The sequence below is a fragment of the Novipirellula sp. genome, from assembly GCF_041583735.1.
Classification (GTDB): Bacteria; Planctomycetota; Planctomycetia; order Pirellulales; family Pirellulaceae; genus Novipirellula.
Genome location: NZ_JBFHFD010000061.1, coordinates 1 through 21,580, shown reverse-complemented (window position 1 = coordinate 21,580; position 21,580 = coordinate 1). Strand labels below are relative to the sequence as shown.

The following is a 21,580-nucleotide window of genomic DNA, read 5'->3' as shown; positions in this document are numbered from 1 at the left end:
TAACGGCCATCGGTGGCAATGTTTTCTAGCAAGAAAACACCGTATCGCCAGTTGAACATTTCGTCGTCGCTATAGCCGTACATCGCTGCACCAAGACGACGAGCGTCTTCGTTGAACGTTTCAACCGCCAATGGACGTTCGGCGAACACGTTGTGACGGCTACTGTTTAGATGGTCCAAGCCGATCGGACGTTTCTGGTTACCCAACAACAGCGTGTGATTGCCAGGTAGGTTTTTCCAGCCAATATAGCCGTCTTTGAGTTCGGGCTCACTTGGATTGTTAAAATCGACCTGCAACCGGTACAGCATGTTGTTAGGGATGTCGCCGGACAATTCGATCCGCAAACGACGGAAATCCCAGCGGTCCTCGGGATCATCCAGCGGATCGCCGGTTTCCAAGAAATTAGTACCCGCGTCGGACTCGAGGAAGTTCCAGTTGTCCAAGTGCACACGACCACTGATCTTCATGGTCGGCTTCTTTTTCTTCTCCGCCGATTCATCGGCGAGCTTGTCTTGGTATTTCTCCCAAGACGATTCCATGTCGTCGACGCGTTCAAGCAGCTTTTTATAGTCTGCTGCCGGCACCGATTCGACGATCGGTTCTTCGACCGGTTCGCTCGACTCTTCCTGACCAATCTCTCCGTTCTCTAGCAGTCCGAAGGGTTGGTTGTAGGTCGTTGCTTGGACTTGGCTGCCGCTCATGGTTGGGAATTCAAGAGGGCCGTCGCCGAACACCACTCCGGCACTGTTGGTCGCGAAAGCCAAGAAGACTCCCGCGGCTGCAAGCTTGGCTTGCAATTGGTTGGTACGAAACGTGAATCGCATCGCCTTAAACTTCCATGTAATTGTAATGGCAGTGCTGGCCAATCCATCGGGATGGGGACCTTTGAAAAGGGCCAGTCACTTCGTTGCCGTCTGGGAAAGCCGACTTCCTGTCGACACTTGAAAACCCTCTCTGCAATCGGTCGCGATGCTTTGCTCGCAACTGCTTGCAATAAGAGTCATGGCATTAGGGGTATCGGACGGGATTGATCAAATCACCCATGCGAAGTCCGGCAATTCGCTTCTGCCGAAAAATGGCAACTTTACGATCGATTCAGTTTTTCTAGTAGGATCAATGCATTGGATCCACAGAGCCATTACAATCGTCAGGGTAATGTGAAGTTTGAGTGAAAGGGCGGTCTTCCCTATAGAGATGCAATGCGCCGATCGTTTGGTTGTCGCTGCACTATTGCCTTGGCAAGCCCTTTTTTGCTCCCTGCGTTCACGGCTAGAACGGTTGTATGAAGAAAAGGTTAAGCCAATGTCTTATCGGAAAACGGGCCCATGAACCGAGCTTTTTATCCTACGTTCCTTCGATTGAGTGGATTTGCTTTTCTGCTCATGGCGTTCCAGTCGTTAGGCTCCGCACAATCGGCACCATCGGGCGATCAAGTGAAGGCGTCGCTTCGCGCGGCGACAGAGTTGATGACGCGAAGCGTGGCCGATCATGGCGGCTACGCTTGGGTATCCAGCGTCGATGGGCGTTACAGTCACGGCGAAGGGGTCGCCGGTGCCAACCGAGTTTGGGTTCAGCCGCCTGGAACGCCCGCAGTTGGACTCGCTTTTTTGGCTGCCTATCGTGCCACCGGTGACGCGGTTCATTTGGATGCCGCCAAAGCAGTCGGGGATGCGTTGATCCAAGGCCAATTGCAGAGCGGTGGTTGGGGATACTCGATCGAATTTGATCCGGCGCTGCGTGCCAAACTTCCCTATCGAGTGCTGTTAAAACATCCCGGCCATTCGCTTTCCAAGGTATTTACCACGGCCCCGACACCGTATCCCGGCGGTTGGGAGATTTGGAAGAAACGGCAATTCAAATCCAACATGACGTTGATCGATGATGACACCACCCCGTGTTCGATCCGCTTTCTCTGTGAACTAGATCAAACGCTGGGGTTCGAGGATGCGGTCGTTCATGAAGCGGTCGAGTATGCGCTGCGGACGACGATCGCGGCTCAGTACCCGGCGGGAGCATGGGGGCACAACTATGACCGGTTTTCAACCACACCGCCCAGTATCGATTACTACCCCGTAATCGCGGCGAGCTATCCCGAATCGTGGAGCCGGACGTGGGCAAAGTCGTATTCAGGGTGCTACATGCTGAACGACCGGATCACTCAAAACATGATTGAAACGATGCTGGTTGCCGCTCGCGTCTATAACGATGATCGGTACCGCAGCAGTGCCATAGCAGGAGGCGATTTCTTGTTGCGATCGCAAATGCCCGAGCCGCAACCGGCATGGGCCCAGCAGTACGATCGGCACATGCAACCGGTGTGGGATCGCCAATTCGAGCCGCCTGCGATTTCCGGCCGCGAGTCTCAGGATGCACTGCGAACCTTGTTGGTCTTGTACCGCGAAACCGGTGAGCAGCGTTTTCTAAAGCCGCTGCCACGAGCGATTGAATATTTACGGACTTGTCTTCGCAGCGATGGTCGACTCGCCCGCTACTACGAACTGAAAACAAATCGTCCGATCTATTTCAGCAAGGACTACCAAATCACCTACGACGATCGCAGCATGCCGGATCACTATGGTTTTGTCGTCGATTCGCACCTCGACGAAATCGAGCGAGACTATCAAGCCATCACGGCCGCGAATCCATTGTCCGTGGATCGCAAAGTGACGGGGCAACAAGTTGCCGAGCTGATCCGCTCGCAATCCGCCAACGGCGGTTGGCTCGAGCCAGGCTTTGTACGCGACGAGCGGGGGAAAAAGGTAACGCCGAAAGAAGGTGTGATCGCTTCGGCAACCATGATTGCCAATATGGAAACGCTCAGCCAGTATCTCGAGCAACACTGAGCCAGGATGCCTCACTCGTAGCGGAACTCGTCAACGGCTTGTTGGTGCCTTACGGCCCACGGCTCACCATTTCGATTTGCGTTTAGATTAAATCAACAGCCCGTCAAGAGTTTCGAGGCCTCGGGGAAACTCGTGGCATTCGCAGGGGGCAACGAAATTCACGTGTGGCTTCCGCGATCAACTAGCCCTCCGTTTCAGCGGCGACATCGCGATCGCGTTGGGCAGGCGTTTTCGACGTGGATTGGGAACAAAGATTCAGTACCTCTATTCCGCTACCCCAAGGGTCGGTCACGCGTTACATTAACCGTATGACTACTACATCAATCAAACTTGCTGTTCATGGTGCCGCGGGACGAATGGGGCGACGTGTCGTTGCTCTAGCTTCGGAAGATACCGAATTCCAAATCGTTGCCGCGATCGATCACGCCGGAAACCCGCTGCTAGGCCAAGATGCCGGCGCCGTCGCCGGATTCGCTCCGATCGGCGTTCCGCTTGCCTCGGATTGGCCCGAAGAAGTCGATGTGGTGATCGATTTCTCGCTTCCCGAAGCGCTGAATCATTGCATCGAAACGTGTGTCGAGGCCAGCACGCCGTTGGTCGTTGCCACCACGGGACTGAGTGACGAGCAGAAAACGAAACTGCAAGCGGCTGCAAAGCTGATTCCGATCGTTTGGGCGCCCAGCATGTCGTTGGCGGTCAATTTGACGATGAAGCTTGCCGAACAGGTCGCCGATACACTTGGCGATGTCCAGGGCGGCTTGGATGTCGAAATCATCGAACGTCACCATCGCTTCAAAGCCGACGCCCCCAGCGGCACGGCACTGAAGTTCGGTAAACTGATCGGCAAAAAACTGAGCGACGAAACGCTGCATGTCCACGGTCGCGAAGGTCACACCGGCGAACGAACCCGGAACGAAATCGGTTACCACGCCGTCCGTGTCGGAGACAATCCCGGCGAGCATACGATCGTGTTCGGAATGCTTGGCGAAAAAATTGAACTAAACGTCGCCGCCAGCAACCGCGACTGTTACGCCGCCGGAGCTCTGGCCGCAGCAAAATGGCTGCAAGGTCGCCCGAAGGGACTCTACAACATGTTCGACGTTCTAGGGCTCGAGTCGTAGGTTGTTCGGAATGGGCTTCTGCCCTGCGTACTGAAAAAGATTCGAATGGCAAAGTGTGATCAAGGTTATCTGTGCGAAGTTTGCGGCCAAGATGTGTCCGCGATCGTCGACAGTGATCTGTATCTTCGCTATGTGATCGGTGAACTCGACCCCGAGGTGTTGCACACGACCCCCGAGCGGCACCTTCGCTGTAATCCCGTGCTCGCTCAATTTATCGACCATCCGGACTTTGATCGCGTCGTGGTCCCAGGCGAGATGGGGTTGGCGAATCTTGATCCCGATTTTGTGGCCGAGCGAGTCGCGTTGATCACACGCGGCTACGAGCGGCTGCTTGAGATCGCCGCCAGCGACGAAGATCGGGACGTCACCGCCTACCCGCTGCCCGAGGTGATCGACCGCTATCGCCACTGATTGCCGCGGTGATTGCGTGTTTGGCAATTATGTGTTTTTCGTGAAGCCTTCTCTGTAGCTACCTTCGCTAGAGGGTGGTGATTCGTCATTACGCGGCAACCAACCACGTTCTGGCGAGCGTAGCTACAAAACACAAATGCCGTATTTTGCCGCCTCTAAATGCTTCACCGCGTTGCCTGCCCTGCCCTCGGTTCTCATCGGCGTCGCGGCGCGAGGGGCGTTTCTGCTAAGATTTCGCGGTCCCCCGAACGTGACCCTTCATCAAGCGAAAAAACGTGCCAAGCCATCTCCTCAGACGCGGTTTCCTCGGACTGCTCGCCGCTCAGTTTTTCGGAGCCATGAACGATAACGTCCTCAAGGGCGTGTTGACGTTCATGGTGATTCAAGGCGGTTTGTGGGCCGGCGATCTTGGCGAAGGGGGCCAAGGGATCGTAGGGATCTGTTTCACGCTGCCCTTTATCTTTCTGTCGGGCTATGCCGGCCAAATCGCCGATCGCTATTCCAAGCGAACCGTGACGATGTGGGTGAAAATCATCGAGATCCCGATCGTGATCCTCGCCGGAATCGGCTTTCTGATGGGCAGTTTGTGGGTCACGCTGCTGGCGCTATTGGCGTTGACCTGTCAAAGCTCGTTCTTTGGGCCGGCAAAGTACGGCATGATTCCCGAGTTGGTGGATGCGTCGGATCTGAGCCGCGCTAACGGCACGATCAATATGATGACCAACGTCGCCGTGATCGTCGGAACGCTGGTCGCAGGCGTCGTCAGTGACGCATTTTTTCCTGACCAAATTCGCGGCCTTATTTGGCTGCCCATGGTCGTGTTGGTTTTGATCGCAATCGCAGGACTGGTGTCGGCGTTTCTGTTGACGCCACTACCCGCTGGCGATCGCGATGCAAAATTTGATTTCAATCCGCTCAGCACCTACATCACGACCGTCCGTGAGATGTCCAAAACGCGACTGTTGATGGTGATGATGGCGTGGGGCTATTTCTACCTGCTGGCCGGAATCGCACTGTTTATCGTTCCCGAGTACACCGAGGTGCTTAAGATTTCGAGTACCGAAGCCAGCGTGTTGATGGGAGTCTTGGGAGTTTCAATTGGAGTCGGCTGTGCCGTGGCAGGATTGTTGTCCGGGCATCACATCGAGCCTCGTTTGATCCCGATCGGAGCTGCGGGTTTGGTCGTCTTCTTTGCGCTGTTGTCGTTTGTTCCGCCGTCGCTTCCCGATTTGCAACCGATGGTACGAGTGGCGTTTAGTAACGTCGGTTTCTTCATCTTCGGAGCGGGCTTTTTTGCCGGATTCTATATCGTTCCGCTGCAAGCTCTGCTGCAATACATGTCGCCTGATAGCGAGCGAGGCCGGTTCTTGGGGACTGCGAACGCCGTCTCGTTTGTGTTTTTAACCGTTGCGGCTCTGCTGTACTGGGCGATTCGTCCCGCGTTTGGCGATTCCCCTCAGCATATCTTCATGCTCAGCAGCCTCTTGATGGCTGCCGGAGCCGCGTTCTTTCTGTGGCAACTGCGAGGCACCGGCATCTTGATCGGCAGTGGCGCCGATATCGCCGCCAGCGAGTAAACGAGATGCGTTATTTACCCTCCCAACAAAAAGACTGCTGTGTTAGTTCGACATCACCGTTCTTAGGTTGGCCGTTTGGGTCAACGCTGTGAAGCATTTAGAGACGGCAAATTGCGGCATTTACGTTCCGTAGCTACGCTCGCCAGAGCGTGGATGATTGCCGGCCAATACGAATCACCACCTTCTGGCGAAGGGTTGGTGCCCCTGAACTTGCACGCTGCCATCTCTAATCCTCCGGGCCGCTGCCGGTGAACGAGTGCCGCCCAGCGTCCATGAAAAAAGCCCAGAGTCCACGAAAAAAGCCCAGAGTCCACGAAAAAAGCCCAGAGTGCTGGTCGCAACCCTGGGCTTTATTTCTTTGTTCGTATTGGCCGAGAATCCCTGCCATCCAAGCTAGTCTTTGATTTCGACGAGCTGGCCTTCTTTGGCCATCTTGCGGATGTCTTCGGTGATTTTCATCGAGCAATACTTCGGTCCGCACATGCTGCAGAAGTGGGCGCTTTTGAACGTGTCCTGCGGCAGCGTTTCGTCGTGGTAACGCTGAGCGGTTTCCGGATCCAATGACAAACGGAACTGCTCGTTCCAATCGAACGCGAAACGGGCTCGGCTGAGCGCGTCGTCACGGTCTTGGGCTCCCTTGCGTCCGCGAGCGACGTCGGCGGCGTGAGCCGAGATCTTGTAAGCGATCACGCCTTGCTTGACGTCTTCTTCGTTCGGTAGTCCAAGGTGCTCTTTCGGGGTCACGTAGCACAACATCGCAGCCCCGTGCCAACCGGCCATCGCGGCGCCGATGGCGCTGGTGATGTGGTCGTAACCCGGCGCGATATCGGTCACCAATGGGCCAAGCACGTAGAACGGCGCGCCATTGCAAAGCTCGATCTGCTTTTCAATGTTCATTTGGATTTGGTGCATCGGAATGTGTCCTGGTCCTTCGACCATGACTTGCGTTCCGTTGTCTTGACCCCGTTTGGTCAATTCACCGAGCACTTCGAGTTCGGCGAATTGAGCGGCATCCGAAGCATCCGCGATCGAACCCGGGCGAAGCCCATCGCCAAGCGACCAAGTCACGTCGTACTCACGCATGATGTCGCATAGATCATCAAAGGCGGTGTACAGCGGATTTTGTTTGTTGTGAGCCATCATCCATTTTGAGATCAGCGATCCGCCGCGGCTGACGATTCCGGTCACGCGATTGACGCTCAAATGCAGATGCTCAAGCTTGACGCCACAGTGGACGGTCATGTAATCGACGCCCTGCTTGGCTTGGTGCTCGACCATGTCCAAGAAGTGCTGGGCGGTCATGTCTTCGATGTTGCCGCCGAGTTCTTCGAGCATTTGGTAGATCGGTACGGTTCCGATCGGCACGGGGCTCTTTTCGATGATCTGGCGGCGAATGTTGTCGATGTCTTTGCCGGTCGACAAATCCATCACGGTATCGGCACCGTGGTGGACGGCGGTGTGCAGTTTCTGCAGTTCTTCGCCGGCGTTACTGGTCACGGCACTGTTGCCGATATTCGCGTTGATCTTGCATTTTGCCGCGATCCCGATGCACATCGGCTCGAGAGCCCCGGCGGCGTGGACCTTGTTTGCAGGGATGACCATTCGTCCAGCCGCGACTTCGTCACGGATCAGTTCGACGGCGAGTTCTTCTCGTTTGGCACAGAACTCCATTTCGGGAGTGATTTCGCCTGCGCGTGCCGCCAAAATTTGTGTTTTGCTCATGTTTTTGCTCCATCGGACGGCCAGCCTCGGATGATTCTTTGCTGTGCCGTCTCAGTAACGTCGAGATCGGAGCCCTGTTTATACGCTGCCAGAGCGAAATCGAGTAGGCGTCCGGGCATACACCCGCCCCTCGATTCCCCAGGATCCTAGCTTTTCCATCCCTAGAGCCCGCTTGCAGGCTCTAGAGGTCTGGCCGACGCGGGAATCAGCATGATCGCCGAGATCGCAGCAGCCGGACGTTTTCACGACAAACGCCAAGGCGATACTCATTACCCCAACGAATCACCATGTGCGAATGCATCGTTCAGCAGGCAGCTCGTAGGACATGAAATGGACCTGCCATAAATAGCTTGGTGGTGGAAGTTAAAAGTAGCGGCAGCTATGCCGATCGCACATACTTGAGGGGGGAAAGTTTTTACTTGCTCTTTAACGGACCGCTCATGGCCATCGGCATCGATCCGCTTGTTGATTTCGCTTGTAAAAAGTTGCTTGGCAGCCCCGAACATCCATCGATCACATTGCACTGTTTGAGCGCCATCAATGCGTGACTTTGCCGTGATCACGGAAATGGAAATATTGAGTCCCAACATCGAGAAGCGATTTGCAACCGACAAATATTCGATTTGCGATGTCCGAGCTCGTGATGCGGAAGGGCGTTTATTCGATATCGAAATCCAGCGTTCTCGGACCAGCAATCTTGCGGAACGGTTGACCTACTACGTTGCGACGCAGTTGGTTGAACAGATTGGTGAGGGAGACCGATATTCGGATTTGAGGTCCTCTATCGGGATTTGTAATTTAGACGCGGTGTTGTTTGGCGACATTCCCGATCTTCACCGTGATTTTCGCTTGCTGAACGAGCGACACAGCCTGACGCTCACGGATCGCCTTCAAGTTCATTTACTTGAGTTGCCAAAGTCCACCCCACCAAGCGATAATGGCGAGATCACCGCCCCGATCGAGCTGTGGTGTTTTCTCTTTCGCCAGGCCGGTGACCTGACAGCGGAAGAGATTTCGCATCGCTTGCCAAATGCGGCGATTGCCGAAGCTACATGAGTATTAGAAATGATTGCCCGGGACCCGGAACAACGCCGTTTGTATGAAGCTCAACTGAAAGCGGAACGCGATGCACGAGCGAATTGCGATTCTGCCCGCGAAGAAGGGCTTGAAAAAGGATATCGAGAAGGTCTGCACGCCGGAGCTGTGGGGAAGGTCCAGTTGCTCCGCCAACTTCTCGATCTCGAGTCTCCAACAGACGCCGAGATTCAGGGGCTGACAATGGATCAATTGTCCGGTTTAGAACAAGACTTTCAGCAGCGTTTGCGAGATCGTAACTGAGATGTAACTGAAGCTGTCAAGGAGTCGTGAGTCGTAATATGCAACTCCTGGATGAAGCGCTCCTTGAACCTTTTGTTTTTATCTTGCCTTTGTACGCTGAAGCTAACGTTTGTAACTAGTGTTCGGGGGCCGTTTGAATCTCCCCAATCCCCAATTGACACATCTACGGCCATTTGCAGATGCTCACTCGCAAACATTCTCTTCTCGCAATTTCCTGCATCGTGTTGATCGCATTGACTGGGATATGCGTCTTCTGGATCAAAAGTGTCGAACAAAGACGCATTGAAAGTGTGGAACTGAGAAAAATCAAAGAAGATTTTGAAGCTGTCGAAGAATTGGGACGTGAGATTGGCAAACATCCTTCCGTGTTTATCAATCCGGAAATCGAATCGCAGCCCACGGATTAGATTCCAAAAATCTAGAGTAGATCCTGACCCAACCCGTAAGCGAAACCTGAACTGGAACTAAGTTGTCAGGGCGTCAATGACGATTGGGCCGCCGCAGGGGGTACCTTTGCTTTGTTTTTTCCACCCCTGAAACCGCTTCTAACGTCAATACGGGCAGTTGTTTCGTAAATGCACGCGAAACAATGCTACACAGCATTCGTTTGGTGGCCGAGCGATCCGTCAAGCGGATTGGCCCTTGATCGCCCAAGACCTTTGCGTACAATGATTGCGTGCTGCGTAAGCGTTGCTCACGCAAAAGCAAAAGCATGAGAGCGTGCTTACCTAATTCATTGAAAGGCTACCGATGCCCTACCTGATGGTAAATCTTGACGACACGAACGATTGCCGCAAAGCAATCAAGCAATTGCGATCGGCGATCAATGCTCCGGATTGTGATCGCGATGCAAATGACAGCGTGGGACGGCGCGGACGCACGGGCAACCGACTCGCGGCGGATGCCGACAGTCCAGGCAAGCCCCAGGGCGAAGACGTGGCGGCACTTCCGCTGCCGATGAAGTTGCGGCGAATCAAGCAACGCCATATCTGGAAGCATCTGGTTCGCATTGCCAACGCTGCTGAAGACGCCCAGTCGTTGCCGGAGTTAGACTTGTTGCTTGATCTGCCCAAGAACAAGATGCGGTCACTCAAGGCGATCATGGCAAAGCTTGAGAATCGTTTCGACCTGAAATTCCTGCGAGTCGTTCCGAATGCAGGGGTCGATGCGTCGGGCAATCCACGCTACGAGATGTTGCCCAATGTCCGCAGACAAATTCTTAAAATCGAAGCTGCCTGAGCAGTTGACAATGAGCCAATACAACCGCCGTCACCAGTGACTGCGGTTTTGGCGAATCCTCAAATCTCGTCGCTGGGGATGTACTCGTTCATCGGCACATCGCTGGCGTGGCCGCTTGGGGTCATCAGGGCTTGATAGGTGCGATAGTCGATCGATTCAAGCACAAAGCGGACGCTGCCGTCGGCCATTGCCATGTTCACGCCGCCCGTGTGTAGCGACGAGGGACGGGCGACATCCGCCATGTTACTGGCGGTCATGGTTAGATTGTACGTGTCACCGCCGTTGATCTTGTGTAGAGGCTGCGGGGCCGGAGCACCGGCGAACAATTTTTCGTCTTCGAAGTGCCACACGCTGCCTTGCAAGTAACGTGATTCCACCGGATAGACCGTGACCTCTTTTCCGCTGACCGTCGAGATGGCGGTCAAGTGATCCGTGTTGCCGGTCAATCGAGTCAGGTGCCAAGGTTGGGCTTGATGGTTTTCACTGTACAGCATCGTGCCGGTCGCACCGTCGCGAAAATCATCGGTGCGAATCCGCTTGCCCGTCGGCACAAGCACCGTGGGATTCCCAGGATCAAATCCAGCGTAACGATTGTTGAACACCCCGTTCGCCTTGGACATCGAATCGGCAAACGTGACGGTGTGGGTTCCATCGGTCGGACGCGTGTACGTGAACGGAAACGAATCGACATGCATTCCGGTGTTGGCGATGTAGTGATTGATTCCATGGCGGGCCATCGTGCCGCTGGCGCTAGGACACTGATAGAATTCGACGTTCGACGCGGCAATCGTGCTGTAGCCTTCTTCGGTTGCAGGTCGCTCGCCAGCCCCGTCGGACAACAACGGATACCGATCCAAGCTCCAGCGGTCATACAGCGGTTGATGATCCATTTTGGCGAGAATCGCAACCTGCCATCCGCCGATCTTCATGTGACGAGGAACGTTGCCGCCGTAGCTGCCGGGATCTGCGGGATCCATGCCGCCAGCGAACTCACCAAATTGCTGTAGGTATCCGGGTAATGTGTCGTGACTGGTTTGATGATTGATCGTCGCCATCGCGATTTGTCGCAGCTGGTCGGCACATTTGGCTCGGTTCATTCGTTCTTTGGCGGCGCTAATCGCGGGCAACGATAACGAGACCAGGATTCCGATGATCGCGATCACGACCAAAATTTCGACCAGCGTGAATGCGTCTCGACGGACGCGGTGAACTGAGAGCCGAATTCGCATCACAACACCTTTTGCTAGTAAATAGAAGAGCCAGAAAAGAGACGATTTCGCCGTCGACAGAACAGCTGCAGTCCGAGAGCTCTAGCTACGAGATTAGCAAATCAACCACGCCGAGTCCAAGAAAATGACCTTTCCGTCTTAGGAATCGTTTTCCCCTCGTTTGGCGGGTTGCGGCTGATATTGCTCTGCGGTCGGTCAATCCAGTAGGCTCGCGGTCCCGCCATTTTGACCACAGCTAAACAGCTTGGAGCCCACCGATGCCAAATCACTCAATCTCGCCAAATGACGTTATTTCCAGGCCAACAGCCATTTTTTGTTGGCAAAATCCTGTTTGTTACGCATTGATTGCATTGCTGATCGTGCTTGGATTCGCGCCTGCGGCGAAATCCGAGATCTTGGACAATCCGCTCGGGATCACTTTTCACAGCGAAGATCGCTCGGTTTCGTTTACCAGTAAATTCCCTGGGGGACGGATGAACGAGTGCGTCCAAATCGCCGACGATGATTTTGCCGTCACAATCCAGCCCGAATCGGATCCAATCAACGACAGTGCTTGGTATGCGTTCCGAGTCAACTCGACCGAAGAGCGAACGATTTCGGTACGACTAAAATATGTCGGCGGATCGCATCGCTACGATCCCAAGATCAGCCGTGATGGTAAGACTTGGGAGAGTGCCGAACACCTGATGGCCGATCGACATCCTGCCGGAACCGAAGTGCGACTAAAAATCCCGGTTGATGGCAAGCCGTTGTGGGTGGCGGGTCAAGAACTGCTAAGCAGCGGAACGGTGACCAAGTGGACTTCGGATCTGAGCCAACAACCCCACGTCACGCGATCAGTGATTGGCAAATCGGTGCAAGGGCGTCCGCTGTATCGCTTGGACATCACGGAAACCGACCGTCCCGACTTTGTTTTCATCATCGCGCGTCAACATCCACCCGAAGTCTCCGGTGCGATTGGGATGATGCATTTTGTCGACGCATTAACGTCCGACAACGAGTTGGCGACATCGTTTCGCAAACGCTACTGCGCCGTCGTCGTGCCGACGGTGAATCCCGATGGTGTGGCGCTGGGCAATTGGCGATGCAATGCAAACGGAGTCGATTTGAATCGTGATTGGATGCACTTTACCCAGCCCGAGACGCGTGCATTACGCAACGAGATGCTGAAGTGCCGTAGCGCTGCTGATCAAAAGTTGTGTCTGTTTATGGATTTCCACAGCACGTATGACGACGTGTTTTACACGCCACCTCGTGATGCCGATTTGTATCCCGCGGGTTTCACCGACAATTGGCTCTCGGCGATTCAAAAACGATTTCCCAACTACCACGTCAATGGCGATGACAATCACCACGCTCACCGTTCGACCAGCAAAGCTTGGGTGGCCGATACACTGGGCGTGACCGCGATTACGTACGAATTTGGTGATGAAACCGATCGTGAAACCATCCGTCGCGTCGCGAGTGGTTCGGCCGAAGAAATGATGAAGTTGTTGTTAGCGCTACCGGAGACAGAAGCTCGGGTGGCGGCGGCGAAGGTCGCGATCAAGCAATGACCGCCTTTTGGCGATAACGAGATGCTTTTGATGAGTGATCCGGCTGCCAATCGTCGCCCGTAAAATCGCTGCGATTTTGCGGTCCATCAAGTAAGCGGTGAGTGGTAACGTCATTAACGCTCGCTTATTCCTCCGTCACCTCTCTAACGACGAAGTGGACTGCTGGTTTAGGGCATTGATTACAGCCCGGAGGCCGGAACACCCTCTGCCGGTGGCGTGAGCCACCGGCTAGTGGAGGTGAGAAAACATAGCCCAGCGGGCGACACACACTGCCGTCAGTGTATCGGCCCCCGGCCTGATGCGTTCACTGCCACTTCCGTCGACTTATCGTTGGGGGGAGAGGTGGCAGGAAAACTAGCGCAACTAAAAATCACAACACCCCCAAAGCTTTAACGGTCCATCGCAAACCGCCCAACTGCTGCATCAAAAAACGGCGGGGATTTGCCGTGAAATGGCTACTTTGAGGGCGGGCGACCCTTTTTAGCATCACAGTGGTTATGCTATTGCTCTGTGAAAGCTACCAAGCACCTGCCTCCTGAAAAATCCCTCCGCCACGGTGACGCCCATGCCTCGATCTTCGCGTTCCATTTCTCCCCTTTGTTCCGCTTTGTGTCTGGTTTGTTTCAGCGTTGCGGTAAACGCCCACGCACAAGAAACAGTGCCCGCGTCCGCTGAATCCGCATCCGCCGTTCGTGCCTTCATCGACGATGACGGTCCGGGGTGGCGATCGCTGAGCGAATCCGATTTTACGCACGTCAACAGTGCGGAGGACACGTGGTCATGGAACGATGGCGTTTTGCACTGCACCGGCCGGCCCGTCTCGGTGCTGCGAACGACCAAGCCGGTGAAGAACTTTGAAATGGTGGTCGAGTGGATGCACGAACGATCCGCCGGAAACTCGGGTGTTTTTGTTTGGACAACGCCTGCATCGATCGAAAAACTCACCAAGGCGGGAAAGCCCGGATTGCCCTCGGGGATCGAAGTCCAGATTCTTGATCACGGTTATACCGAGATGCGAAAATCGCGAGGCCAGAGCTATGATTGGTTTGGTACCAACGGCGATGTCTTTCCGGTTGGAGTGAAAATGACGCCGTTCCCACCGCTGTCGCCTGATGGCAGTCGCAGCTTCCCACGCAAACATCTTGCCAAAGGACATGGTCATTGGAATCACTATTACATTCGCGGTATCAATGGCGAAGTCCGTCTGTGGGTCAACGGCGAAGAGGTTTCCGGTGGCACGGGGATCGAGCCAGCCGAAGGTTACCTTTGTCTGGAAAGCGAAGGATCGCCAATCCAATTCCGCAAACTTCGCATTCGTGAGTTGCCTTGACCGCTCGTCGCGGCCCTGGTTTCGCTTTTCCCGCTCGCTATTCTCGCTACTCAAACCTATTCACTTGCAACGATGACGCAACGAAAACTCATTCCGTTCCTGATGGTCGCTCTATTGGCAACGACCGCGATTCCAGCCGGCGTGTCCTTGGCGGATGACGCTGCGTCCAGCGAGGGTCGCTTGGCGAGCGGTCTTCAATCGCAAGGCATCCCGCCGAGCACGGCTGAATTTCAAGGGTTCACGCAGTACAACTTCAAACTGGACGGAGTGAACTGCAAAATCGTGAGCCCCAAGCAAGCGGCCAGCGGAAATCCTTGGGTTTGGCGAGCCCGGTTCTGGGGGCACGAACCCCAGTTTGATCGGGCGATGCTCGAGCGCGGTTGGCATGTGGGTTACTGCGACGTCGAAGGACTGTTTGGTGCCGATGATGCGATCGAGCGCTGGGATGACTTTTATTCGCTTAGTCAGAAACTAGGGCTTCATGCGAAACCGTTTCTCGAAGGCATGAGTCGTGGTGGGTTGATCATCATGCGATGGGCCAGTGTGCATCCAGACCAAGTGAGCGGCATCTACGCAGACAACGCCGTAATGGATATACGTTCGTGGCCCGGCGGCAAGGGAACCGGCATCGGTTCCCCTCGCGAATGGGATCGCTGCTTAAAGGCATATGGAATGACGGACGAGCAGTCCGCGTCGTTCAAAGCGGGGCCGCTGGATCGGCTCAAACCATTGGCCGATGCTGGCGTTCCAATCTTTGCGTTGATCAACGAAGCCGACAATGTTGTTCCGCCGGCCGAGAACGGAGACCGATTGGTTGCTGAGTACAAAAAACTAGGCGGCAAAATTGAAGTCATGCGTCGGCCGGGACTCGGACATCATCCACATAGTTTGAAAGATCCGGCACCGATCGTGGCTTTTGCACTCGCTTCGATCCATGAGGTGCAGCATTCGCTGTTCATTGCCGGACCGAGCTTTACCGGGATTTTAGACGAGCAAGGCAACGAGATTTGGAACGCGGGGAAACCCGCCGCGCGTGACGGTTTCGTTCTGCCAAACGGCAATGTATTGATCGCGTGGAAAGACGTCGTCAAAGAATTGACTCGCGATCACGAGGTTGTATTTCAGTATCGCAAGTCCAACGAAAATGCAGAGATCGGTACCGTCGAGCGACTCGAAAACGGCAACACGCTGATCATCGAATTGGGCAAGAAACCTCGGTTGATGGAAGTGGATCATGGCGGCTCCGTTGTGGTCGAGTTCCCGCTGCAACCGGAAACCGATAACGCGCATATGCAAACACGAATGGCTCGAAAACTGCCCAGTGGCAACTACCTCGTTCCCCACCTGTTGGCATTCAAGGTCAAGGAATACACCCCGGCGGGAAAGGTGGTCCACGAGATCAAAACGGACCTTGAATCGTTGGGGGGTCGGAAAGCCGAGAATTGGCCGTTCACAGCGATCCGGCTTGAAAATGGCAACACCGTGGTCACGTTAACGCACGGCAACAAAGTCGTGGAATTTGCTCCCGACGGTGAAGTCGTTTGGGAGGTCAATAATGATGACTTGCCCGGTTCGCCGCTGGTGGACCCCTGTGGCGCCCAGCGGTTGCCCAACGGCAACACGGTGATCGCCAGCTACGGTGCGAGAAAAGGAATCAAAGTCCTTGAAGTGACGCCAGCGAAGCAAATCGTATGGACTTACGATGGCAAGCATCGTGCTCACGAGATTCAGGTGTTGACCACCAATGGTCAGCCGATCGCCGGCCCGCCGATGAAATAGACGTCGCGGCATGCCCCCCTCTGCCCTGCCCTACCCTCCCCTTTCACCAGCCGAGTTCCATCGATGAACCGAATTGTTTGTTTCTTGTTCCTTTCTCTTGCTTGTAATTTCCTGATGGCCGATCAACCTTTCGATGAATTGAGCATCCAGTACACCGGCGGGTCGTATGACAACGAGACGTTCGAGTATCGCTTGATGAAACCTGAAACGATCGAACCGGGAACGAAATATCCGCTGGTTTTGTTTCTACATGGTGCCGGCGAACGAGGCGACGACAACACGTCGCAACTGAAGTATTTTCCGACCGAGATGGCCAGTGAAGCGAATCGCAAAGCGTTTCCCTGTTTTGTGTTGGCTCCTCAGTGCCGCAAAGAAAAGAAATGGGTCGACGTCGATTGGAGCGATCATGATGCAACCGCGATGCCCGAGTCGCCATCGGATCAAATGCAAGCGGCGATTCAAATGCTCGAGCGGACGATCGCCGAAAACCCGGTCGACAAATCGCGAGTCTACGTGACGGGATTGTCGATGGGCGGTTACGGTTCGTGGGATTTGACCGCACGGCACCCGGAATGGTTCGCCGCAGCGATCATCGTTTGTGGCGGCGGGGACGACACGCAAGCGTCGAAACTTGTTGAACTGCCGATTTGGGTTTTCCACGGCGATGCGGATATCGCGGTACCGGTCCAACGGTCTCGCAAGATGGTCGCTGCGATCAAAGACGCCGGAGGCAAGAAAATCAAATACACTGAATTGCCCGGCGTAGGGCACAACAGTTGGGACCACGCCTACTCGCAAAATGCCGGCGCGATCCAGTGGATGTTTGAGCAGACAAAAGCCAAGTAGTTCAAACACCCCCGTAGTGGATGGGGTGGCTTCCGCTAGTCGTTCGCGGTCGTCGATGTCTTGGCGGATTGGTTCAGGTACAGATTGACATCGTGCGTGGCACGTCCGCCAGCCAAGATATCGATTTTCCCATCGCCGTTAAAGTCTTCACACCACAGATCCTCGCATGCCATCATCGGATCCAGCGTCGTGCGAGACCAATGTTGGCCGCGGTCGTCATCGGCTTGGTAGATGAAAATTCCTGGGCCTTTGACCGCTCCGGTCCCTGGATTGCGATACGCCGCAATAATCTCGTCCGCCCCGTCGCCATCCAGATCGGCACACCAAATCGCATGGCCTTGCGAAAAGGTATCGTCCAAGACGATGCGTTGCTGTTTTTTATCGGTGACGTTGTTGCCGATGTAAACCACCACCTGGTTGCCGTGCATCGGTTCGATCGTGGCGATCAGCGAGGTGAACGGAGCCAGTCGTCCCGTTTTGACTTCGCCACTGCCCTGCTCTGCCGGTGAATTGCCTTCGGCGCCTGATGCAATTCGCGTGACTTGAAATCCGTTCGCTTCATTCTTGCGAATCCAGGTGATGCCCTCTTCGCTGGCAGTCAACGTTTGCTCGGCACCCTTATCCTCGGCCGGCGGCAAGTGCCAATGGTTGTGAGCGCGGTTCAAGCTGCCATCGATGACGATCGGTTTCCATGGACCCGATTCAGGATCGCTAGGGATCGGAAACGCCATCAGCCGGATGCCCGAAGCCGAGCTTGCGTTGAGTGGCGAGACGACAAGCTGTTTGCTGCCGCGGCCTAAGACGTCGGCCCATCGCATGCGGTGCGTCCATGGTTCGGATGAGATATCGAACACTTGCCAAGGTTCGTTCAGCGTATCGCCGCGGCGCAGCCAGTGGATGGTGCCCCCATTTTTAGGCCAACCTGCGCCCAAGGCAAAATCGACCAACCCATCGCCGTCGATGTCATGAGCCGCGATACAGACATGGTCTTTGGGCACCGCATCTTTGATCATCGAGTGGCGTGTCCAGTTTGGATTTTGGTACCAGACCGCTTCGTTTTCACTGATCGCAACCGCATCGAGTTCCCCGTCATCGTTGACATCCGCTGCGATCACGGCGTAACAGACGTTGCCGATTTTTGCATCGAGCACGACTTTTTCGAACGAGGGAACTTCGGCGTGGATCGAAGTCGTCACCAACGCTACAGCCGCCAGCGGAATCAGAAGTCGGTTGAACATGAGGATCTCGGGGAGACGGGGTGATGGCAGGAGGAAAAGTTGTATGCCTATCATAACCTGTCGCGAGTCTATTCGGCGGCGTCGTCATAGATCGGCAAATGGCGGTAATAGACTTCGAGGTTCAACAGGTTCATCGTTGTCACGTACAGCCGTCCTCCATGGGGACTCCAGCGATCTTCGACCGGCAACATCGGGTGCCAACTGCCCGCCTTGGATCCTTCTTTAATTTGGCTCTCCAACAACAACGGGTTCAGATAGTCATTCCACTGGTCCCAATATTTGCCGCCCATATGGAACATTACCTGGGTTGCATAATACCAGTAATAACCGTCACGCAATGGCCGATCACGGGTTCCCATTTCCGGCGGCGCTTCCAACAGGTATTCGGCCGCCGATTGCATCGCCTCGTTTTCGCGTTTCCAACCCGAGTACATTCGCATCAGCATCCCCACCGCGGTCATCGTATGCGTCGGCGTTCGACCATGGCGTTGCGAGGGAGTGTTCGAGGCAAATGGGTTGTAACGATAACGATCAGGACGCGATTCGCTTTGCTGAGCGAAGTCAAGCCAGCGATCGATGCCTTTGTAGACATTCTCGGGGATCTCTAGTCCCGACAATTCACCGCTTTTCAGCGCCATCATCATCCATCCCGAAACGCTTGTGTCGCTGCTGACCTGGGCGGCGTAACGCCACCCGCCATAGCGAGCATGTTGGGTGTTGGCGATGTAATCGATGCAGCGTTGGGCAGGTTCTTTGAGTTCTTCGTCTTGGGTCATCCCATAGGCTTCACACAATGCCAAGGCCGCGATGCCATGGCTGTAGAAACCGACGTTTCGGTCGCTGAGCGGGTTCTCGCTACGGTACAGGTCGCCATTGGTTTTTTGATTCTTGACCAAGAACGCGATGCCGCGGGCGACGGTGTCAGCGTACTGATGTCGCTTGTGAGTGTAGCCGGCGCCTTGAAACGCGAGCAGCGACAATCCGGTGGCCGCCGTATCGCTTTCCAACAGGACCGGCTCGCCGTGTCCGGAAAGCGACCAACTGCCGTCATCATTTTGGTTATCCGCGAGATACGCCAATCCGAGTTCGATGGCTTCTTCGGTCGCGGGACCGACCATCCCGGCCGGCGTCGGAGCGGCACCGCCCTGGGTTCGCATCACCCGCCGATTGAACGATTCGACCGCGGCGATCTCGGTCCCCTCGGGGGTCACGGGGCCACCGACTTCGCGACGCTTTCTTGGTTGATCGGCAATCTCAAGTTCGCCGATTTCGGGCAAATCGTTGGACGGCACAATGCCGGCAAAGGAATCGGGGCGATCGGCCAATCCGGCAATCGATTCCCGCATCATCACATCCAGACTCGGACCAAATTCGGTGGTCGGAGAGGTGATCGGGGACGGAATGCTCGAGGACGCTTCGCTACGTGAACCGCTGACGCTGTCCTGCTCGCTGCGGTCGCTCATCACATCGCTGGGGACCGCGTCGTTTGCGGCCGCAAGCGATGCCATTTCGCCCGGAATCGTTGGCACGCCCACCGGAGCAAACTCGTTGCGATCGCCTCGACTCGAGCGGTCCGGTCTGACTTGCGACGACCCGCCCTCGCCCACATCGGGAACGCCCATCATCGCGGACAAATCTCGCCGCATCACGTTGCTTTGGCTTGCCGAGGCGGACGTGGGTGACGGCGTGCTCATTGCGTCGGCACTGTCAAGCGGTGAAAGCTGAGCCCCCGCAGTGTTGCCACTTCGTTGGAAGGGAACATCCACTGGCGAAAGCATTTGATCGGCCGACTTGCTAATCGATGCCACTGCGACCGATTGAGGTGCCGGTGCCGCGCCGGCGGGCGGCGCGGATGCCGTAGGCGTCGTCCGTGGACGACTGCGGCTGGTTAAGCCAAGATCACCCACCGTTGGCATCGCTTCGGAACGATTTCTCGCGGCCGAGGCAACACGTTGCGCTGGCGGCGTTGGCAGCATCTTCGTCGGATCCGGTGTCACGCTCAACTGCGGAGCGGACGAACGTGTCGTTTTTCGTGGAGTCGCTTCGGCGATTTTGCGTTCCGCCGCGTTGGCTTCGGGCTGCTGCATGGCTTCGCTGTCGAGCTTAGGCACATCGGGCTGCGTCGTTTTCGGAGAGCTCCGTTTCTCGCTTGATTTTTCGCGTCGAGCCAGCTTCGAGGGGGAATTGGCCGGACGAGGCTGCGATGGCGACGGCTCTTGACGCTTCATCAAGAACTTTTGCATCGGACGCGGTTCGATCTCTTTGGGCTTGGGCATCTCTAACTGCGGCGCCGAGTGAGTCACCGGCGGCAATTGACGCATCTCTTTAGGAATCACTCGCGATGCCGTTTCGACTTCCACCGGTTCGGACCAATCCGGAGTGACCGCATCTTCCTTGGGCGTTTGAAACAAATACTCGGGAACCGTTTTGCGAATCGGGGACCGCTCGGGTTTGACCCCCGCAACGGGCTCAGGAAAAAATTGGCTAAAGATGACCACGTGCACCGCCAAAATCAGCAGCATCAAGTGGATGAAGACGCTAAATAGAAATCCAACCTGAATCGATTTGCGAACATAATGCGAAACCAATCCGCGTAGCGCGAACGACATCCCCAGGGCAATTAATGGGACGGCAACGACGTAGGTGTAAGCGTTAAAGATCCATCTTGGATCGTCAAAGCGAAGCCGCGTCGCGATCAAATACAACACCACCGACGACAACGCGACCAACCACACATCCAGTGGCCACATCGCATCGCCGGACTCTACAGACCGATTCGGCGGGGGAACCGATCGGTGCTTCGGCAGAGGATTAGGACGGTTCACTTTGCTGCAAAGGTCCGAGGGAAAAGGGTTTTTCGAATGTGCAGTATCACATGGGCATCGGTGGATGATGCTTTGCTGTTATTGATCAGGACCGTCGGTGGTGGTGACCGAGTAGTCGCTGATTCCGGTACGGTTACACGCGTCCATGACGCTGACGACCGGCTGGAACGCGGTTGCACGATCGGCCCGGATCACCACCGTTTGGCTGATCGGATTCGCTGCGACGGCGTTTTTTAATAGTTCTTGTAACGCATCCAATGTTGTTTCTTGGCCGCCGACATAGATCGTGCCTGCCGGGTTGATATCGATCACAATTTCACGAGGTTTGCTCGTCATCGGCACCGCGCTGGTCGCGGTGGGCAACGAGATGTCGATCCGTCGCTCCTGTTCTTCAAACTCGCTGGTGACGAGAAAGAAGATCAGCAGCAGAAACACGACGTCGATCAAGGGCGTCAAGCTAAGCGTTCCGGCGACAGTCGATTTTTTGATTTCAACAGCCATGGCTCGTTCTAATTTGCCTCACTTC

General features: G+C 55.3%; 18 protein-coding genes. 12 read left to right on the top strand and 6 right to left on the bottom strand.

Annotation, left to right across the window (positions count from 1 at the left end):
* Window positions 1-824 (bottom strand): porin (locus ABX962_RS07370; RefSeq protein ID WP_372718029.1); only part of this gene is annotated, 824 nt, incomplete at its 3' end.
* Window positions 825-1,325: 501 nt separating this feature from the next.
* Here ABX962_RS07370 and ABX962_RS07365 point away from each other — a divergent pair.
* From ABX962_RS07365 to ABX962_RS07350, 4 genes are all read left to right on the top strand, one after another.
* Entirely contained in the window at window positions 1,326-2,843 is a 1,518-nt protein-coding gene (locus tag ABX962_RS07365) for a polysaccharide lyase (RefSeq protein WP_372718027.1), read from the top strand.
* 308 nt (window positions 2,844-3,151) lie between these two features.
* Complete coding sequence (dapB, locus tag ABX962_RS07360; RefSeq protein ID WP_372718025.1) at window positions 3,152-3,964, top strand: 4-hydroxy-tetrahydrodipicolinate reductase; 813 nt, start codon at window positions 3,152-3,154, stop codon at window positions 3,962-3,964.
* A gap of 45 nt (window positions 3,965-4,009) precedes the next feature.
* Window positions 4,010-4,375: a hypothetical protein gene (locus ABX962_RS07355; RefSeq protein ID WP_372718023.1), complete on the top strand. Its 366-nt coding sequence runs from the start codon at window positions 4,010-4,012 to the stop codon at window positions 4,373-4,375.
* A gap of 275 nt (window positions 4,376-4,650) precedes the next feature.
* The gene (locus ABX962_RS07350; RefSeq protein WP_372718021.1) at window positions 4,651-5,952 is read left to right on the top strand and encodes an MFS transporter; all 1,302 of its coding nucleotides are present in this window, start codon (window positions 4,651-4,653) and stop codon (window positions 5,950-5,952) included.
* Between the two features lie 393 nt (window positions 5,953-6,345).
* On the opposite strand, the gene thiC is transcribed toward ABX962_RS07350, so the two are convergent.
* Window positions 6,346-7,698 (bottom strand): phosphomethylpyrimidine synthase ThiC, encoded by a 1,353-nt coding sequence (gene thiC / locus ABX962_RS07345; RefSeq protein ID WP_372718031.1) that lies wholly within the window; start codon window positions 7,696-7,698, stop codon window positions 6,346-6,348.
* Between the two features lie 516 nt (window positions 7,699-8,214).
* On the opposite strand from thiC, the gene ABX962_RS07340 reads away from it, so the two are divergent.
* The 4 genes from ABX962_RS07340 to ABX962_RS07325 all read left to right on the top strand — a co-directional run bounded on the left by ABX962_RS07340 (window position 8,215) and on the right by ABX962_RS07325 (window position 10,251).
* Window positions 8,215-8,730 (top strand): Rpn family recombination-promoting nuclease/putative transposase, encoded by a 516-nt coding sequence (locus tag ABX962_RS07340; RefSeq protein WP_372718019.1) that lies wholly within the window; start codon window positions 8,215-8,217, stop codon window positions 8,728-8,730.
* 9 nt (window positions 8,731-8,739) lie between these two features.
* The gene (locus tag ABX962_RS07335; RefSeq protein ID WP_372718017.1) at window positions 8,740-9,012 is read left to right on the top strand and encodes a hypothetical protein; all 273 of its coding nucleotides are present in this window, start codon (window positions 8,740-8,742) and stop codon (window positions 9,010-9,012) included.
* Window positions 9,013-9,233: 221 nt separating this feature from the next.
* Entirely contained in the window at window positions 9,234-9,419 is a 186-nt protein-coding gene (locus tag ABX962_RS07330; protein WP_372718015.1) for a hypothetical protein, read from the top strand.
* 343 nt (window positions 9,420-9,762) lie between these two features.
* Window positions 9,763-10,251, top strand: coding sequence for a hypothetical protein (locus ABX962_RS07325; RefSeq protein ID WP_372718013.1), 489 nt, complete (start codon window positions 9,763-9,765; stop codon window positions 10,249-10,251).
* Between the two features lie 59 nt (window positions 10,252-10,310).
* Here ABX962_RS07325 and ABX962_RS07320 read toward each other — a convergent pair whose 3' ends face one another.
* Complete coding sequence (locus ABX962_RS07320; RefSeq protein WP_372718011.1) at window positions 10,311-11,480, bottom strand: DUF1559 domain-containing protein; 1,170 nt, start codon at window positions 11,478-11,480, stop codon at window positions 10,311-10,313.
* 257 nt (window positions 11,481-11,737) lie between these two features.
* Between ABX962_RS07320 and ABX962_RS07315 the strand changes: the two genes are divergently transcribed.
* The 4 genes from ABX962_RS07315 (at window position 11,738) to ABX962_RS07300 (ending at window position 16,991) form a co-directional block, all read left to right on the top strand.
* Complete coding sequence (locus ABX962_RS07315) at window positions 11,738-13,036, top strand: M14-type cytosolic carboxypeptidase (RefSeq protein ID WP_372718009.1); 1,299 nt, start codon at window positions 11,738-11,740, stop codon at window positions 13,034-13,036.
* Between the two features lie 658 nt (window positions 13,037-13,694).
* The gene (locus ABX962_RS07310; protein ID WP_372718007.1) at window positions 13,695-14,366 is read left to right on the top strand and encodes a DUF1080 domain-containing protein; all 672 of its coding nucleotides are present in this window, start codon (window positions 13,695-13,697) and stop codon (window positions 14,364-14,366) included.
* 72 nt (window positions 14,367-14,438) lie between these two features.
* On the top strand, window positions 14,439-16,145 hold the full coding sequence (locus tag ABX962_RS07305) for an alpha/beta fold hydrolase (protein WP_372718005.1): 1,707 nt from the start codon (window positions 14,439-14,441) through the stop codon (window positions 16,143-16,145).
* A gap of 63 nt (window positions 16,146-16,208) precedes the next feature.
* Window positions 16,209-16,991 (top strand): prolyl oligopeptidase family serine peptidase, encoded by a 783-nt coding sequence (locus tag ABX962_RS07300; protein WP_372718003.1) that lies wholly within the window; start codon window positions 16,209-16,211, stop codon window positions 16,989-16,991.
* A gap of 35 nt (window positions 16,992-17,026) precedes the next feature.
* Here ABX962_RS07300 and ABX962_RS07295 read toward each other — a convergent pair whose 3' ends face one another.
* From ABX962_RS07295 to ABX962_RS07285, 3 genes are all read right to left on the bottom strand, one after another.
* On the bottom strand, window positions 17,027-18,229 hold the full coding sequence (locus tag ABX962_RS07295) for an FG-GAP repeat domain-containing protein (RefSeq protein ID WP_372718001.1): 1,203 nt from the start codon (window positions 18,227-18,229) through the stop codon (window positions 17,027-17,029).
* Window positions 18,230-18,297: 68 nt separating this feature from the next.
* Window positions 18,298-21,054: a hypothetical protein gene (locus ABX962_RS07290; protein WP_372717999.1), complete on the bottom strand. Its 2,757-nt coding sequence runs from the start codon at window positions 21,052-21,054 to the stop codon at window positions 18,298-18,300.
* A 78-nt stretch (window positions 21,055-21,132) separates the two neighbouring features.
* Complete coding sequence (locus ABX962_RS07285) at window positions 21,133-21,555, bottom strand: biopolymer transporter ExbD (protein ID WP_339936745.1); 423 nt, start codon at window positions 21,553-21,555, stop codon at window positions 21,133-21,135.
* Window positions 21,556-21,580: the final 25 nt, after the last annotated feature.

Coding starts and splice junctions, on each gene's coding strand:
- ABX962_RS07295 (WP_372718001.1), bottom strand. CDS start 18,229: ATGTTCAACCGACTTCTGATTCCGCTGGCGGCTGTAGCGTTGGTGACG.
- ABX962_RS07355 (WP_372718023.1), top strand. CDS start 4,010: ATGGCAAAGTGTGATCAAGGTTATCTGTGCGAAGTTTGCGGCCAAGAT.
- dapB (WP_372718025.1), top strand. CDS start 3,152: ATGACTACTACATCAATCAAACTTGCTGTTCATGGTGCCGCGGGACGA.
- ABX962_RS07365 (WP_372718027.1), top strand. CDS start 1,326: ATGAACCGAGCTTTTTATCCTACGTTCCTTCGATTGAGTGGATTTGCT.
- ABX962_RS07305 (WP_372718005.1), top strand. CDS start 14,439: ATGACGCAACGAAAACTCATTCCGTTCCTGATGGTCGCTCTATTGGCA.
- ABX962_RS07300 (WP_372718003.1), top strand. CDS start 16,209: ATGAACCGAATTGTTTGTTTCTTGTTCCTTTCTCTTGCTTGTAATTTC.
- ABX962_RS07315 (WP_372718009.1), top strand. CDS start 11,738: ATGCCAAATCACTCAATCTCGCCAAATGACGTTATTTCCAGGCCAACA.
- ABX962_RS07320 (WP_372718011.1), bottom strand. CDS start 11,480: ATGCGAATTCGGCTCTCAGTTCACCGCGTCCGTCGAGACGCATTCACG.
- ABX962_RS07325 (WP_372718013.1), top strand. CDS start 9,763: ATGCCCTACCTGATGGTAAATCTTGACGACACGAACGATTGCCGCAAA.
- ABX962_RS07335 (WP_372718017.1), top strand. CDS start 8,740: ATGATTGCCCGGGACCCGGAACAACGCCGTTTGTATGAAGCTCAACTG.
- ABX962_RS07340 (WP_372718019.1), top strand. CDS start 8,215: ATGCGTGACTTTGCCGTGATCACGGAAATGGAAATATTGAGTCCCAAC.
- ABX962_RS07285 (WP_339936745.1), bottom strand. CDS start 21,555: ATGGCTGTTGAAATCAAAAAATCGACTGTCGCCGGAACGCTTAGCTTG.